This window comes from Shewanella livingstonensis, from assembly GCF_003855395.1.
Classification (GTDB): Bacteria; Pseudomonadota; Gammaproteobacteria; order Enterobacterales; family Shewanellaceae; genus Shewanella; species Shewanella livingstonensis.
In genome coordinates, this window is record NZ_CP034015.1 from 1,182,096 (window position 1) to 1,198,348 (window position 16,253).

11 protein-coding genes, 1 other RNA gene and 1 pseudogene are annotated in these 16,253 nt (G+C 43.5%); 8 read left to right on the forward strand and 5 right to left on the reverse strand.

Annotation, left to right across the window (positions count from 1 at the left end; translation table 11 throughout):
- Nucleotides 1-50: 50 nt before the first annotated feature.
- The 3 genes from EGC82_RS05150 to EGC82_RS05160 all read right to left on the reverse strand — a co-directional run bounded on the left by EGC82_RS05150 (nucleotide 51) and on the right by EGC82_RS05160 (nucleotide 2,374).
- On the reverse strand, nucleotides 51-1,508 hold the full coding sequence (locus EGC82_RS05150; protein ID WP_124729807.1) for a glycerophosphodiester phosphodiesterase: 1,458 nt from the start codon (nucleotides 1,506-1,508) through the stop codon (nucleotides 51-53).
- A 332-nt stretch (nucleotides 1,509-1,840) separates the two neighbouring features.
- Nucleotides 1,841-2,022, reverse strand: a non-coding RNA gene (ssrS, locus tag EGC82_RS05155) — 6S RNA.
- 52 nt (nucleotides 2,023-2,074) lie between these two features.
- A complete protein-coding gene (locus EGC82_RS05160) occupies nucleotides 2,075-2,374 on the reverse strand; it encodes a cell division protein ZapA (RefSeq protein ID WP_011638594.1) in 300 nt (99 codons plus the stop codon).
- 222 nt (nucleotides 2,375-2,596) lie between these two features.
- On the opposite strand from EGC82_RS05160, the gene EGC82_RS05165 reads away from it, so the two are divergent.
- The 6 genes from EGC82_RS05165 to gcvP all read left to right on the forward strand — a co-directional run bounded on the left by EGC82_RS05165 (nucleotide 2,597) and on the right by gcvP (nucleotide 10,650).
- Nucleotides 2,597-3,172, forward strand: a complete 576-nt coding sequence (locus EGC82_RS05165) for a UPF0149 family protein (protein ID WP_124729808.1) — start codon at nucleotides 2,597-2,599, stop codon at nucleotides 3,170-3,172.
- Between the two features lie 28 nt (nucleotides 3,173-3,200).
- On the forward strand, nucleotides 3,201-4,505 hold the full coding sequence (gene ubiH, locus EGC82_RS05170) for a 2-octaprenyl-6-methoxyphenyl hydroxylase (protein ID WP_124729809.1): 1,305 nt from the start codon (nucleotides 3,201-3,203) through the stop codon (nucleotides 4,503-4,505).
- A gap of 24 nt (nucleotides 4,506-4,529) precedes the next feature.
- Nucleotides 4,530-5,747, forward strand: coding sequence for an FAD-dependent oxidoreductase (locus EGC82_RS05175; RefSeq protein ID WP_124729810.1), 1,218 nt, complete (start codon nucleotides 4,530-4,532; stop codon nucleotides 5,745-5,747).
- A 226-nt stretch (nucleotides 5,748-5,973) separates the two neighbouring features.
- The gene (gcvT, locus tag EGC82_RS05180; protein ID WP_124729811.1) at nucleotides 5,974-7,068 is read left to right on the forward strand and encodes a glycine cleavage system aminomethyltransferase GcvT; all 1,095 of its coding nucleotides are present in this window, start codon (nucleotides 5,974-5,976) and stop codon (nucleotides 7,066-7,068) included.
- Between the two features lie 79 nt (nucleotides 7,069-7,147).
- The gene (gene gcvH / locus EGC82_RS05185; RefSeq protein ID WP_124729812.1) at nucleotides 7,148-7,537 is read left to right on the forward strand and encodes a glycine cleavage system protein GcvH; all 390 of its coding nucleotides are present in this window, start codon (nucleotides 7,148-7,150) and stop codon (nucleotides 7,535-7,537) included.
- Between the two features lie 224 nt (nucleotides 7,538-7,761).
- The gene (gcvP, locus tag EGC82_RS05190; protein WP_124729813.1) at nucleotides 7,762-10,650 is read left to right on the forward strand and encodes an aminomethyl-transferring glycine dehydrogenase; all 2,889 of its coding nucleotides are present in this window, start codon (nucleotides 7,762-7,764) and stop codon (nucleotides 10,648-10,650) included.
- A 969-nt stretch (nucleotides 10,651-11,619) separates the two neighbouring features.
- On the opposite strand, the pseudogene EGC82_RS05195 reads toward gcvP, so the two are convergent.
- A pseudogene (locus EGC82_RS05195) lies at nucleotides 11,620-12,083 on the reverse strand (IS4 family transposase); the annotation flags it as partial.
- Between the two features lie 725 nt (nucleotides 12,084-12,808).
- Here EGC82_RS05195 and EGC82_RS05200 point away from each other — a divergent pair.
- Nucleotides 12,809-13,222: a hypothetical protein gene (locus EGC82_RS05200; protein ID WP_124729814.1), complete on the forward strand. Its 414-nt coding sequence runs from the start codon at nucleotides 12,809-12,811 to the stop codon at nucleotides 13,220-13,222.
- A gap of 197 nt (nucleotides 13,223-13,419) precedes the next feature.
- On the opposite strand, the gene EGC82_RS05205 is transcribed toward EGC82_RS05200, so the two are convergent.
- Nucleotides 13,420-13,995: a porin family protein gene (locus tag EGC82_RS05205; protein ID WP_124729815.1), complete on the reverse strand. Its 576-nt coding sequence runs from the start codon at nucleotides 13,993-13,995 to the stop codon at nucleotides 13,420-13,422.
- A gap of 782 nt (nucleotides 13,996-14,777) precedes the next feature.
- On the opposite strand from EGC82_RS05205, the gene EGC82_RS05210 reads away from it, so the two are divergent.
- Nucleotides 14,778-16,010, forward strand: coding sequence for a hypothetical protein (locus EGC82_RS05210; RefSeq protein ID WP_124729816.1), 1,233 nt, complete (start codon nucleotides 14,778-14,780; stop codon nucleotides 16,008-16,010).
- Nucleotides 16,011-16,253: the final 243 nt, after the last annotated feature.

A 16,253-nucleotide genomic window follows, 5' to 3' on the forward strand; every position in this document is an offset into this window, starting at 1 on the left:
CATAGTAATTTTTATTGGCCATTATATTTTTATTTAAGTTGTGTATTCAGCTAATTAGTCTGTCGACTTGGTAACCTTAAAATAATAGTCTCACCGGTGTCGTTATCTATTATTTCATCGGTAATGGTAGGAAAACCGTGTTCGAGCAAAGGGGTAGGTATATTGTTAGGTACGATGTTAACTGCAGCGCTATGGATGGCTTTTAGCCCAGAGGTTAATGACAAGTAATAACCTTCAGTTTGATAACCCAACATTTCTTTAAAGCGATCAAAGTCAGCATCTTGCGGTAAAGAGGTAATATAACGACCCACATGACTCGAAGCGTGATAACGTTTTTGAGGTGCAGAAGCATTGAATAAGCGCTGGCAAATCTTGTAAGGTGTGGCATCTACAATGGCGCCATCAGGTAGCTGATCCGTTGTTAACTTAAGTAATTGTGATTGATGATAATCAGTGCCATTAAGTGAATAGGTATATATCTTCATGCCGAGTTGGTGAGCACGATAGCTCACTCTGGGATGTTGCATAAAACTGCGTATGTCTAAGTGTAAACCGGAGTTGCTGCCTAGTTTTTTTTGTAACTTAGTTAACGATGATTTTGCGGTGTAGTCTTTATAGCGCGAGCGGTAACGTTTAGTGCCATAGCGCCCGGCAAGTTCAAGATTTTGTTGATTATCTAAGTAATAGGCATCATTTTTAACGCCTTTACGTAAATCTGCGGCTAACTTTTCAATACTGGTAGGGTGTCCACCTTGAATAAAGCCTAAATAAACGGATGGATTAATGCCTCGTAGTTTATAGAGTATTTCTTGGTCCGCGGCTGAATAATAAAATCCTCCTAAGCCAATATATTTTCGGAGCATATTATCAAGCTCAACGAGTTTTTGGCCGTTGGTATCAGATTTTATCTCTACATTGAGTTGTTGATTATTATGGCGATATGCGGCAAAGGTTTTAAAGGCTTCAACAGCGGCAATAGGGCGTTGGTCGAGTAAATTGTTAGTTTGCTTATCGCGCAGTTTCAGATTAGAGAACGCCTGAAAACTCATGCGATTTAGTTTAAAGCGTTCGCCAGTGTAATACACGGTCGCGCGACCGGTCTGGCTATCGTGATGGTTAACCCAAGTACCATCTTTGAGTAGCATGACATCAATTTCGACACTGTTAAAATTATCGTTTAAGGCTGACACAATAGCATTAGCGCTACTTTCTGGCTGACGAAAATCGCCACGATGCGCCGAAATGTCTAACTGACATTGTGCGGTCGAGAGCATTTTGATATTGCCATTGTCGGCCAGATATAAATTACGATCGCCTAGGCTCAGCTGAGTATCAATAATATTCAAGCCTTGGGTCGTGGCATCAGTTGGTAAATGAGATAACTCAGCGGGAGTAACATTAACAGGCTTAGGTGAAGGCGTCGGGGTAGATTTACAGCCTGTTAAAGTAAGCAGTAGTACAGCCAAAATGATGCTGTAAAAATAGCGGGAGCCAACACGACTTGTCATAATCCATATTTACAAGTTATTAATATTTAATGTTTTATACATTAATGAACCCGGTAAAACAACCTTATGGATTAAAGTAAACTTATTTAAAACGTTAAAACGTGAACGAGGATGATTTATCAAAACCACATTCATTTCAGATCCAGTTCAACACCATTCAAATTTTTCAATTTAAAGCGCATTTATGCACAAAAAAGTGATTATCTTTTATATTAATGTGACTAATTTAGTAAGCAGAAATAGATGTTTATAGCTAAATTGAGATAACAAATAATGGTATATTACGGAGGTATGATGAACACTTCTTAAACAGTGTTCATCATAAAATTAGAATGCTCCCCCAAATACCGCTGCCGGCGCAGCCCTTGAACCGTAGGTTCAAGGCGGGTAAATGTTCATCTCCTAAGGCTTCTCGGTATAATCCGAGCATGCACAATGTTAACGAAAGCATTCACCCTGGGTTTGTAATTATCGGCACAGGGACTTAACCAACGAGCAAATATCCCAGGGAGCAAAACAGGGTAGAATCAAGTTTTACTTAATTCTGAAATCTTAGTTTAGCCTTCCTAGCGGCTTCGTTCAACCAGCGATGTTTCCAACGTTGACTGTAGTAACGAAATACGCTCATCCATTTGCGCCATATACTGTTTATTTTTTTGCTTTTCTTCAAACAATTCATTGCCAATGTTCAGTGCGGCCATAATGGCAAGCTCCTCACGGCTTAAATTATTAGTACGAGACTTTAACGTTGTAAGTTGGTTTTCAACTTCTCTGGCTACAGTGCGCAATGCATCTTCGCGTCCTTTTGGACATGCGATAGAGTAGGTGCGCCCTAATAGGGTAATATCAACAGCACTGTTACTCATAATGTCGCCACAGATCCTAGGTTAACGTTCAGCATGTGGCGAACTATATAGCGCTGAATTTAAAAGAGCAAGGCAACTGCATCCCTTTTTAGCTATTTGCTGTTTGTGTGAACAAATCCGCTACAGTCCATGCATAATTTGGGCACAATACACACTAGTATTTGGAGCATCATCCTAACTCTGCTAGCATTGAAGCAGATATTGCGCTATTAGGAATCAACCATGGCAATCCCACCTTCGTTATGTATCGAAAAACTAAAACAGGCCTTAGATTACGCTGAAGTTGGCCAGCATCCAGTAGAAGTGCACGGTGCACTTGTTGGGCTTATTTGTGGTGGTGTAAAACAAGAAAATTTAGCGTGGTTAAAGCCGCTAGTTGAGTTAATGAATGACGGCCAACCGTTAGAACCCAATTTACAACAGCTGATCAGCGAGTTGTATCAAGACACAGTGACTCGTTTAGTCGATTTCGAATTTGGTTTTACCCTATTACTACCAGAAGAAGAAGCGTCTCTTAGTGATCGTGTAGAAGCCTTAGCCTTGTGGACTCAAAGCTTTTTAACGGGCATTGCTATTATTCAACCACAGCTAGAAAAAGCGACACCCGATGTGCGTGAAGTGATTAAAGATCTTGCCGATATTGCCCAGGTAGAATTTGATGTCGGTGATGACGAAGAATCAGAAGTTGCCTACGTTGAACTGCAAGAGTTTGTTAGAATGTCAGCTATTTTATGTTACTCAGAGTTTGGCTTAGACATGCCGTTAAATGACACCAACGAGCATTCAACTTTTCACTAATATTTTGCTATAGGCAGCAACGCAGCGTATGACCACAGCAAACACAGCCACCAAACCTCTTGCCGTTGATATTGCCATAGTCGGTGGCGCCATGGCAGGTGCCACGCTAGCCCTAGGGCTAGCTAAGTTATCTGCTACGTTATCACCCGCCACTTTGTCGCGTCCGCTGCGCATTGCCTTAATCGAAGCCCACGTTAGCAACAATAATCACCCCGGTTTTGATGCTCGCTCCATTGCTATTGCGCACGGTTCTATTTTTGAACTCAACCGTTTAGGTATTTGGCTTAAGTTGCAGCACCTTGGCACTGCTATCGAAAATATTCATGTTTCAGATCGCGGCCACTTTGGCATGACCGAACTTAATGCTAAACCATTGGGTTTAGATGCATTAGGGCAGGTGGTTGAGCTAGCTCAAGTGGGCAAAGTGTTGTTTGAACAACTGGCTAAATCATCTGTTGAGGTGTTTTGCCCCGCCAAAGTTACCGATTTACAAGCTCAACAAGACGGCCACTTACTCAGCTTAGATAATGGCACGCAATTGCATTGCCAATTATTGGTTGCTGCCGATGGCGCTAATTCAGTGGTGCGCCAACATCTTGGCCAACCTACTGAACAAATCGATTTTAACCAAACGGCTATCGTTGCCAATGTCAGTACCGATCAGCCGCATCAACATTGGGCTTATGAGCGCTTTACCCAAACGGGCCCATTAGCACTTTTGCCTATGAGATCAGCGTCTACGTCATCAGCAGCAAACGCCACTAAGTCATCTAGCGCTTCAGTTCAGTCGCGTTTTTCCGTGGTGTGGGCATTGCCGCCAGCACAAGCTGAGCAATTAAAACATGCCGATAAAGCTGAGTTTTTAGCGGCATTGCAACAAGCCTTTGGTCACCGTGTTGGCAACTTTGTTGATGTCGGCCAGCGGGTCAGTTATCCATTAACATTATCGTATATGCCCAGACCGATTTATCATCGCTGCATATTTATCGGTAACGCGGCGCAAACCCTCCATCCCATAGCGGGACAAGGTTTTAATCTTGGTCTGCGTGATGTAGTGGGCTTACTTAATGTACTTGAACAGGCTTTTAGTACGTATCAATTAGCCAACACCTCAACCAAGGTTGATGTCGGCAGTAGTGCTATCGTGCATCAGTATTTAGCTGCTCGCCAGGCCGACCGCGACAACACACTGCGTAATATCGAATTTTTAGTGCGGGGCTTTTCTAATCAATATTGGCCGATGGTCGCGGGCCGCAATCTTGGTTTACGTTTATTGTCTTGGTTACCGCCGTTAAAACGCCCAGTGGCACAAACGGCTATGGGCTGGCGTTAACTCATTTTAAGGTAAGGATTGAGCATGTTTTCAACTCAAACATATGATGTTGCTATTGTCGGCGGTGGTATGGTCGGGCTTGCAACCGCCATCGGTTTAGCCAATGCCGACCTGAATGTGGTAGTGATAGACGCAGGCACAACTCAAGCCGTCAGTGGTGAACCGAAATTACGTGTTAGCGCCATCAATAAAGCCAGCCAACAATTGCTGGAAAACCTTGGCGCATGGCAATACCTCGACAACAGCCGTGTTAGCCCTTACCAAAAAATGTCGGTGTGGGACAAAGACGGCCTTGGTAAAATTGAATTTGACGCCCACAGTATCAGCGAAGCCTATTTAGGCTCGATCATTGAAAATGATGCCATTAACTATGCACTTGCCAAGCGCGCTAGCGAAATAAGCAATTTAACCCATTTACAAGGCCAGCGTCTTGAACGTATTGCTTTTGGTGAACGCGAAGCGTGGTTGACCCTAGCCAATGGCGATAACGTCAGTGCCGCCGTGGTGGTTGCCGCCGACGGTGCTAACTCTTGGGTGCGCCAGCAATGCAGTATTCCGCTAACTTTTTGGGACTACGGCCACCATGCCATTGTCGCGACAGTGCGCACCGAACTCGCCCACGACGCCACCGCCAGACAAGCCTTTTTACCCGGTGGACCGTTAGCCATGTTGCCTTTGTATGATGACCATTTATGCTCAATTGTATGGTCAGTATCGCCCCAGCAAGCCGAGCAACTACAAGCCTTAGATGATAGTGAATTCAGTAAAGCATTAACTGCGGCCTTAGATGGCCGATTAGGTGTGTGTAAAGTGATTAGCGAACGGCAATCATTCCCGCTACGTATGCGTTATGCGCGCCACTTTGCCCGCCACCGATTAGTGCTCGCTGGTGACGCTGCCCACACCATTCATCCGCTAGCTGGCCAGGGGGTTAACCTAGGTTTTTTAGACGCCGCCAGTATTATCGAAACCTTTAGCCAATTACACCAGCAAGGTAAAGACTTAGGTGAATATAGTCATTTACGTGCCCTTGAACGTTGGCGTAAAGCCGAAGCCATGGAGATGATTGCCACCATGGAGGGCTTTAAAAGACTGTTTGCCGGCAGTAATCCGCTTAAAAAAGCCATGCGCGACATAGGCCTAACCCTCGTTGATAATGTCGCTGGGCTGAAAACAGTTTTCATTAAACAGGCAATGGGTAACAAAATGACATTACCTAAACTTTGTCGTGAGCCAATTTAATTTTAGCTAATATAGAAACTTGTTTAATATCAGACTACACGGCTAAATCAGCAATTCTATTGTAAAAGATTATGTAAAAAAATTACAATAATAGATTAGCTAAACTAATGCGACAGGACTCGGATTAGAAAATTTTTTTGTATACAAAATAGGTCTGCGGAGTATAATTTTGTCCGCATTTTATCAAAAACCTACATAAGAAAGGCCTCAAAAAAAAGGGATAATAATGGCTAGCAAAACTGTACTTTTTAACAAGCATTTACAATCAAACGCCAAAATGGTTGATTTCCATGGTTGGGAAATGCCGATTAACTACGGCTCTCAAATCGAAGAACACCACGCAGTGCGTCAAGATGCTGGCATGTTCGATGTGTCTCATATGACGGTAGTTGACGTCACCGGCAGTGATGCTTGTGCCTTTTTACGTAAGTTACTTGCTAACGATGTTGCCAAGCTTACCGTACCAGGTAAAGCCCTTTACGGCGGAATGCTAGACGAAACTGCTGGTATCATCGACGACCTTATTACCTACTATTTAACCGACACGCATTACCGCGTGGTGGTTAACTCCGCTACCCGCGACAAAGACCTAGCCTGGATCAACAAGCAAGCAGCTGTATTTGATGTAGTCGTTACCGAACGTCCAGAGCTGGCAATGATCGCGGTTCAAGGCCCTAACGCTAAAGTGAAAGCCGCTAAAGTATTCAATGCTGAGCAAAATGCCGCAGTTGAAGGCATGAAGCCATTCTTTGGTGTGCAATCAGGCAGCCTATTTATTGCCACCACAGGTTACACCGGTGAAGCAGGCTACGAAATTATCGTTCCAGAAGCAGAAGCCGAAGCATTATGGCAAGCACTATTAGATGCAGGCGTTAAGCCATGTGGTCTTGGTGCGCGTGATACCTTACGCTTAGAAGCTGGCATGAACTTATACGGTCAAGACATGGACGAGTCAATCAATCCATTAGCTGCCAACATGGGCTGGACTGTTGCATGGGAGCCTAGCGAACGTGACTTTATTGGCCGCGAAGCATTAAGCGCAATTAAAGCCGCTGGCACTTCAAAATTAGTCGGTTTGGTCATGGAAGAGAAGGGCGTTTTACGCCATGATATGGCGGTATTTTTTACCGACGCAGACGGTGTTGAACACCAAGGTGTGATCACCAGCGGATCGTTCTCGCCAACCTTAGGCTATTCAATCGCCATGGCCCGCGTACCCAACGGTATTGGTGCCACAGCTGAAGTTGAAATGCGTAAAAAGCGCGTTAACGTAAAAGTCATCGCCCCAAGTTTCGTACGCAATGGTAAACAAGCTTTTTAAAGACTCAATAACCTGAGTTGCGTTTACCCAAAAAAATTACTGATTAAGTATTAGAACATTAGATTAAGGAACAACAATAATGAGCACTATCCCGGCAGAATTGAAATATGCATCTTCACACGAATGGATCCGTAAAGAAGCAGACGGTAGCTACACAGTAGGTATCACTGAGCATGCTCAAGAGCTATTAGGCGACATGGTATTCGTAGAATTACCAGAAGTAGGCGACACGGTTACTGCCGGTGAAGATTGTGCTGTAGCTGAATCAGTTAAAGCTGCATCAGACATCTACGCACCGATTTCTGGTGAAGTGATTGCGGTAAACGAATCGTTAGAAGATTCGCCAGAATTGGTCAACAGTGACGCTTTTGGTGGCGGTTGGTTCTTCCGCGTTATGCCTTCTGACGAAGCAGAAGTTGACGCATTACTTGATGCCGATGGTTATCAAGAAGTGATTGACCAAGAGTAATCACTAATAACAGGAAGCTCTCTAGGGAGCTTCTTTGCTATATAGCATTAATATATAGCTAAAAATGTTGCGCTAATCACCTCTAACCAGTGGCAGCCAAAAAGCCAATGACGAGCGCGTAACATAATAAACCTTAAACAGGTTATTCACGTATTAGCCATTTTCACCCTAATCCAGTTCTGTGCCCTACCGCCATAACTGGTCGATTTGGAACAAGGTTTAACATGACCAAGCAAACCCTGACACAACTAGAACAGCACGAACTTTTCCTGACTCGCCACATTGGCCCAAGTGCAGAACAACAACAAGAAATGTTGAACTTCATTGGCGCAGAATCATTAGAAGATCTCACCGCCCAAACTGTCCCTGGTAAAATTCGCTTACCGCAAGATCTCACCATCGGTGATTCATGTGGCGAAGCTGAAGGTATCGCCTATATCCGTAACATAGCCGACAAAAATAAAGTCTTTAAAAGCTATATCGGTATGGGTTACTACGGCGTACAAGTGCCTAATGTCATTTTGCGAAATGTGTTTGAAAACCCAGGTTGGTATACGGCTTACACGCCATATCAACCAGAAATAGCTCAAGGCCGTTTAGAAGCTATTTTAAACTTCCAACAAGTGTCAATGGACCTAACCGGTCTTGACCTTGCGTCAGCATCGTTACTCGACGAAGCCACCGCAGCAGCAGAAGCCATGGCATTAGCCAAGCGCGTGTCTAAAGCTAAAAAAGCCAACATCTTCTTTGTTGCCGATGATGTATTCCCACAAACCCTAGACGTGGTGAAAACCCGTGCAGAATGCTTTGGGTTTGAAGTGGTCGTTGGCCCAGCAAATGAAGCCGTAAACTACGAATTATTTGGTGCATTATTCCAGTACACCAACCGCCACGGCCAAATCACAGACTACACAGAGCTATTTACTCAGCTTCGTGACAACAAAGTGATTGTGACCGTTGCTGCCGACATCATGTCGTTATTACTGCTTAAATCTCCGGGCGCCATGGGCGCAGACGTGGTATTTGGTAGTGCACAGCGTTTTGGCGTACCAATGGGATACGGCGGACCACACGCCGCATTCTTCGTTGCCCGTGACGAACACAAACGTTCAATGCCAGGTCGTATTATTGGCGTGTCAAAAGACACTCGCGGTAACACTGCATTACGTATGGCCATGCAAACGCGCGAGCAACATATTCGCCGCGAAAAAGCCAACTCAAACATTTGTACCGCGCAAATTCTATTAGCCAATATGGCGTCGTTTTATGCGGTTTTCCACGGCCCACAAGGCTTAAAAACCATTGCATCACGCATTAATCGTTTAGCTGACATCTTAGCCGCAGGCTTACAAGCTAAAGGCCAAACGTTAGTTAACAACACCTGGTTCGACACCATCAGCGTAAAAAGCGCCGACGTTGTCGCCATTAATGCTCGTGCCATTGCTGCACAAGTTAACTTACGTATCGACGCCGACGGCATACTGGGCATCAGCTTAGATGAAACCACTCTGCGACAAGACATCGCAGTGTTGTTCGACGTGATTTTAGGCACAGGCCATGGCCTAGACGTTGCCGCACTTGATGCCGACATCGTTGCCAATGGCAGCCAGTCAATTCCAGCAGCATTAGTACGTCAAGATGCAGTATTAACCCATCCAACGTTTAATCGCTACCAAAGCGAAACCGAGATGATGCGTTATATCAAGCGTTTGGAAAACAAAGATTTAGCCTTAAACCACTCAATGATATCGTTAGGTTCATGCACCATGAAGCTTAACGCCGCTGTAGAAATGCTGCCGGTAAGCTGGCCAGAATTTGCCAACATGCACCCATTCTGCCCATTAGACCAGGCAAAAGGTTACACGCAGTTAATCAATGAGCTGTCTGAGTATTTAGTTAAAATCACTGGTTACGACGAAGTGTGTATCCAGCCAAACTCAGGTGCACAAGGTGAATACGCGGGCTTATTAGCGATTAAGAAATACCACGAATCTCGCGGCGACGCGCACCGTAATGTGTGTTTAATACCACAATCAGCTCACGGTACTAACCCAGCATCGGCGCAACTTGCCGGTATGAAAGTGGTAGTAACCGCGTGTGACAAGCAAGGTAACGTTGATTTAGAAGACTTACGCGCTAAAGCCTCTGAGCTTGCCGACAGCTTATCGTGCATCATGATCACTTACCCATCGACTCACGGTGTGTACGAAGAATCTATCCGCGAAGTATGCGAAATCGTCCATCAATATGGCGGCCAAGTGTACCTAGACGGCGCCAACATGAACGCACAGGTTGGGGTAACATCACCTGGCTTTATCGGCGCAGACGTATCGCACTTAAACTTGCACAAAACCTTTGCTATCCCGCACGGCGGCGGTGGTCCAGGTATGGGCCCAATCGGTGTTAAAAAGCACCTTGCGCCATTTGTGGCAGGCCATGTAGTGGTTAAGCCAGGCCGCGAAAGCGACCATAACGGCGCGGTATCTGCAGCACCTTACGGTAGCGCCAGCATCCTGCCAATCAGCTGGATGTACATCAAGCTGTTAGGCACTAAAGGCATTAAGCAATCAACCCAAACAGCGCTATTAAACGCTAACTACATCATGAAAAAGCTACTGCCTCATTATCCAGTATTGTTTACTGGCCGTAACGACCGCGTAGCGCATGAATGTATTATCGATTTACGTCCATTAAAAGAAACCTCAGGCGTCACCGAAATGGATATCGCTAAGCGTCTTAACGACTATGGTTTCCATTCGCCAACCATGAGTTTCCCAGTAGCGGGTACTTTGATGATTGAGCCAACTGAATCTGAGTCTAAGGTTGAGCTGGATCGTTTCATCGAAGCGATGATTTCTATTCGCGGTGAAATTACCAAGGTAGAAGCAGGCGAGTGGCCAGTGGACAATAACCCACTGCATAATGCACCTCACACCCTAGCGGATATTATGGACACCGAATTTGATTCACGTCCGTACAGTCGTGAAGTAGCCGTGTTCCCAACGGCTGCAGTTAAGGCGAATAAGTTTTGGCCGACCGTAAATCGCATCGATGATGTGTATGGCGATCGCAATTTGATGTGTAGTTGTGTCCCATTATCAGACTACGAATAATTGCTGCTTAGTCTCGCTATTACAGCGTTGAACCTCGGCTCCAGTGCTCATTGACACCAGTCAACTCCGCGCTAGAGCCTTCGGTTCGTCTTGTACTAGCTTCGCCAGCGACGCAATTATGATTGTAGTGGGCTTCAATTGAAGTATGAGAATTAAAAAAGCGAACCGATTGGTTCGCTTTTTTATGCCTGTCATTCCAGTAAATTCCGAACAAACGTCTTTCCGGCAATGCTTTTTAGCCGGAATCCAGGTGTTTGCTTGTTGCTTTTAGGCCTGCGGCCACTAACGTCGTGGCGCTTCGCCCACACCAGACCAAGAGGAAACCAACGGCTGTTCCCTCTTTACTCTTTATAAAAGAATTGGCCCAGCCGCCCCGCAACATTTTCCTTAATGATTTAAACAACAGATGCGAAAAGGTCGCCATGGGGATTGATCCAGCTTTTAACTTCGTTTGTAGTCTGCTTCGGCCCATCTTACAATAAAGAGTGAAAATGCTAACGCTTCCGATGGGAATCTGATGCGAATGGATTTACGAATGTCGTGATGGCATGGTCAATGATGTTCCCGACATCATAATGACATTTCCCATATCCATATGGGGCAGATACCAAAGAACGACCTGTACCGCGAAAGCTAGCCTGACGTCCTGTCAGGCTCACGCATTCACTTGCAAAGAGTCTTCAACGGCCTCAAGTAAAATGGAGCCTGCAGATATAATATCTAAAGCATTAAAAAGCGGACCGGTTGGTTCGCTTTTTAATTTCCGTCATTCCAGTAATGCTTATATTTACGTCATTCCGGTAATGCTTTTGAGCCGGAATCCAGGTGTTGGCCTATGTATTTAGTGTCATACAGTTTATTTAACTATAGTTAACAGCTACTACGATACTTGAGATAAACACTAAAACCTATAAATGGAAAAGCATTAAAACCTATAAATGGTATGACATTAAAACCTATAAATGGCATGAGGATATGATTAAGTTTTTTCAGAAATAGTAGATGAGTTTTAGGCTTCTCTTTTTTGTTTAGCGGATGTATTCCTTCATAAAGTGTCAATGAGCGCCCTTGAGCCGCCAAAGATGCTCGAATGAGAAAATGCTGCTACGGTCATCAAGATCTGACCAATCGATATGAATGATTGGTTGCTTCATTTTTCCGACGAGCAAATAGGTCATACGGGTGTATATAAACTCGATTTCACGATGTAAGTGGCTATTACTACAGAGCCTATCTACACGTTTAATCTTATGTTTTTCTTTTGCTTTATTCGTTATATTCCGGCCAAGTCCTGTGATAGAAAGCGAGCCACCGTTCATTGAACTTTCAATGGCAGCAAACAAACTCAAGCGGAGTGTTTTGTGCGTTTTTTAAGTTAACGGGGGCGGGCGGACAAGTGAGAGACATTTTGATAAAACGTGTTTCGCATTCATGGCATTGACTCGTGGTCATTTTTGTTTGGCGATAAATTTGATCACAAAATGCCATAAATGCTCCTCCGTTTTTAACCTATCTCATTATTTTTATTCACTATTTTTTGGGGATTCGTCAGGCTCTAACCCCCATTTATTCAAAATGGCTGGCTTGATTTTAATTCTTAGCATAAGCTGCTTGGTCTTAGCAGGTATACTTTTAGCATTACCACATATGCGACTTTGAACTGATTGTGATTCGGAAGTTGGCAGCGACAAAGAGTGTGCCAAACTAAAAGGCGAACTAAAAGACGAATGGACTTTAAATGAAGTCGCTCATCCCCCCTCAAGCTGCATATTTAAATTGGAACAAATAATGAAAATAGTTAAATTACTCCCTCTAGTATTACTCGTTTTTCTCGCTGGGTGCGAATTAATAGGGCCTTCAGTAAGAGTATCTGGACCTAAAGTTATCGTTGATGGCAACTCAAGTAACAATGGAACCCATTGTCCTCCTGGCCAAGCCAAAAAAGGCAAGTGCTAAAATATATCAAATGGTAGTATAGCCGCAGCAAGGTGCACGAACTGGCTATCTTCAGCTCGTGTGTAAAGTATTATTAAATTCGTGGGGGATTCCTCAGACTCTGCCCCACTTATTTAATTGACCTCGGTCTATGATGTCATTCATACCCAAAACAGATAGACTAGCGCGCTTCACATTAAATTAAATGAAAGGATTTCAATTAATGCATAAGCTAATACTTTTAACCGGTCTGGTACTGCTGACATCATGTGCTTCGAACACAAGTATCGTTGCCAATCAATCTACATCCCACAGCAATCCCATCTGCCTGATATCAGGAGTGCCTTCATCAGATATAAAATACACCGTGATTACTCAGTTAAAGTATGCAAAAAATGGATATGGAAATATTAATAGCGTCCTGCCAATAATAGTGAAACAAGCACAATCCTTAGGTGCTGATGCAATCATTGACTACAACGGTGGCCATCGTTTCGGTTTCTGGCCATGGCAATTTATCAGACCTGTTGTACGTGGTACGGCTGTGACATGGGATTCACCAGATGATATCGACTGTAAAGCATTAGGTGGCACATTCGATACTCAATTGAAAGGCTCTCTTACTACAGACGTATAAAGGGAAGTTAGGGGCTGAGTCTGAGGGATCCCCACTAATTTAATTGTATGCTTGTGGACCCTTGATTAAACCTTGATAAATGGGTCAGACTCTGCTTAATTTGACCCCATTTATTTAAAAATAAGGGTGTAACACAATTTGTATTACACCCTTTGGATTTTACTTTTAAGTCGTTAATTTAAGCATTCTACTGATCACTAGAAACGATATTCAACGCCGATACTCGCCTGTTTAAAGTCTGTTTCTGTGTCGGAACCGTTAGATACATTATCCAAATTAATTTCTGCATCATACCAATTGTATTCGGCATTAATTAGAAAACGCTCTGTTACCTTAAACGCAACACCTGCTCCAGCAAATACACCTTCATCATCTTTATTGCCAGAAAATCCGACTACGTCATAATCTGTGGAATACCATAACTGACCACCTTTAGCATACAACTCTACTCGATCAGCAATTGGCAATGTCACTTTTAGACCTGCGGTATAACCATCTGTTTTAGCGCTAGATAAGTTGTTGCCGTAATGACCAAAATCAATATAGCTACCTTCCAGCGCCAGATAGTTGTTGAAGCGATAACCAACTAGGCCCTGGAGAACATCATTGTCGTCGTCAAAGTCATCCTCGCCATCGACTTTGAGGTAACCATAATTAGCGCCGACATAAACGCCATTTTCTGCTCCGTCTTTCTTGAAGTCATCAGCGTGAGAAAAAGTACTGAAAGAAGCTAACGAAATAAGTCCAGCTAAAGTAATAATCGTATTTTTCATAAGGTACTCCTAGTTAATTACGTAAATACATCTAACTACATCTAACTAGTAACAAAACGGATGCCAACTTTATAAAAGTAACAGAGAATTATTTATCTGATTTTTATATTTGCTTTAATATCAATTGGTTGCGTCTGCTTTTTTGTGAGTAAAGGTTGGGGGACCATATATATCCAATGATACTGCTTATTTCTTTGCCTGCTTAATGAGGTCGTGATAACGTAAAACGGTATTTATTTCTGATTGAATTGTAATTTTTTCATATAGTAACGCAATGTTATCAATGTGTTACGCGCTATTTTATCGTTTTCGGAAAAGATAAACTATATTCGTTACATTGATATTCCTTTATTCTTTGGTTTTATGTCTCTAGGTCTGCGGCCACTGTACTGGTCAAGCTAAACTGGACATTTTCAATTGCAGAGAACAGACTTTGTCGGTGAGTTTTGTGCATCTTTTGTGCATCTTTTGCGCTTCTTTTGTGTTAACAGGGCGGGTGACAAGTGAGAGGCATTTTGATAAAAGGTGCTTTGCATTCATGGCATTGACTCGTGGTAATTTTTGTTTGGCGATAAATTTGATCACCAAATGCCATGAACATCCTCATCTTTTTAGTTTATCTCATTGTTTTTGTTTTTTTTGTGGTTTGTCAGGCTGAAACCCTACTTATTCCTTGAAACGGAAGATCAAAATAACTTATCATCAGACAAATGCTCGCTATCTCGATGTTTGATTAGATCGAGATATGCTCGAACGGCACAAAAGAATGGATTCGATGACTCATGTCCAAAATCGCCCGCCACGCCTATGAAGAATATGAAACCTCTCAAACCGCTTTTGAGGGCTTCAAACTTAGTGATGAATTCGACTTTTCCAACGTCACCATCAAAGACGTTTTGTTTCGTGAAACCTATGTCGATGCTCGCCACTTAATCAAGAAAAGCAAAGTCAGCACCCTCACTGTCATGACTTACATCGTCGGAGATCGTTTCCCTAATGTTATCCATGATTTTATCGAAAACGCAGAAGACGGACTGACATTGAATGTCGCGTTTTGCTGTGAATACGTTAACAACGCCAAGAAAGATAAAAAACAACTCGACGGCCTGATTAAAGCGTTCGAGGGTATTCTCGCTTACAAACATGTGGACTCCATAGAGATCATTGCCAACCCACATACGCATATCAAACTCCTCCAATGCGACGATGATCTGTTTGTCGGCTCCATGAATTTCAGTAGCACCTCAGAAGATACCAAGGCTAGTGAAGATGAAAAACACTACAAAAACCATAGAAACTATGAGCTTATGCTGCACTTAGGTAGTGGGCATAAGCTCGCCACCTGTATCTGGGATAAACTTTACCTTGCTGAAGGCTCAGTCACTGGTACGCTGAACGAGAATAATGTTACACAGGTGCTGACATGCATTCACAAGCAGTGCCAACGTATTCCTTTTGATGTAAACAGTGCCAGGGAAAAGCGTCTGGATATCGAAAAACGCATTGATGATGGCATTGAAGACAAGCTTCTGATCAAAGAAGCAACGGCTAAAGCTATCTATCATACATTGGATGACATGCTTACAATATCGATGTTTAACGGCTTTGAATCACTTGATTATGACGACTACATGATGATCTACGACCTCCTTGTGGGCGACACAGACCTCTTTTGGCCTGATGTTTTAGCCAACTGCCAATTTCTTGAGGAAACCGAAAACCATGAGGGAGACCTTATATCAATAGCTCAAGAGGAGGTGGGTAATACGCTATTTGATCTCACGTTCGAAGAGGAGATCATTCACGAGAACATTAGAGAAGATAAGTTAGATTGTGATTTCATCCTGGCATCAGGTGAAGAAATACCGTTTGGGGAGAATTCAGAAGACGCTAAAAAGAAACAAATGAATCAAAACCAAGAATGCGTGCAACGCTGTCTGGATGATGTTGCCGATGCACTCACCAAATACTTCATCGAGCATCACTTGTGCAAAATAAAAGCTAAACAAAATTGAGTGTAAAGTTTTATAACTCTTTCCATTAGTGGAAGCGCCCGAAAGTTTCTGGTCGAAGCATGTCTGATGTGGTCAAGTAAAACTGTACACAAACAGGGGCGTTTTATGCTGCCATTTCGGCAGCGGCTGGCGTCATATAATTGTTATAACTATGACCACGTCACCTTTCATTGAGCTTTCAATGGCAGCAAACAAATTCAAGCGGAGTGTTTTGTGCGCTTTTTGCGTTAACGGGGGAGGGTG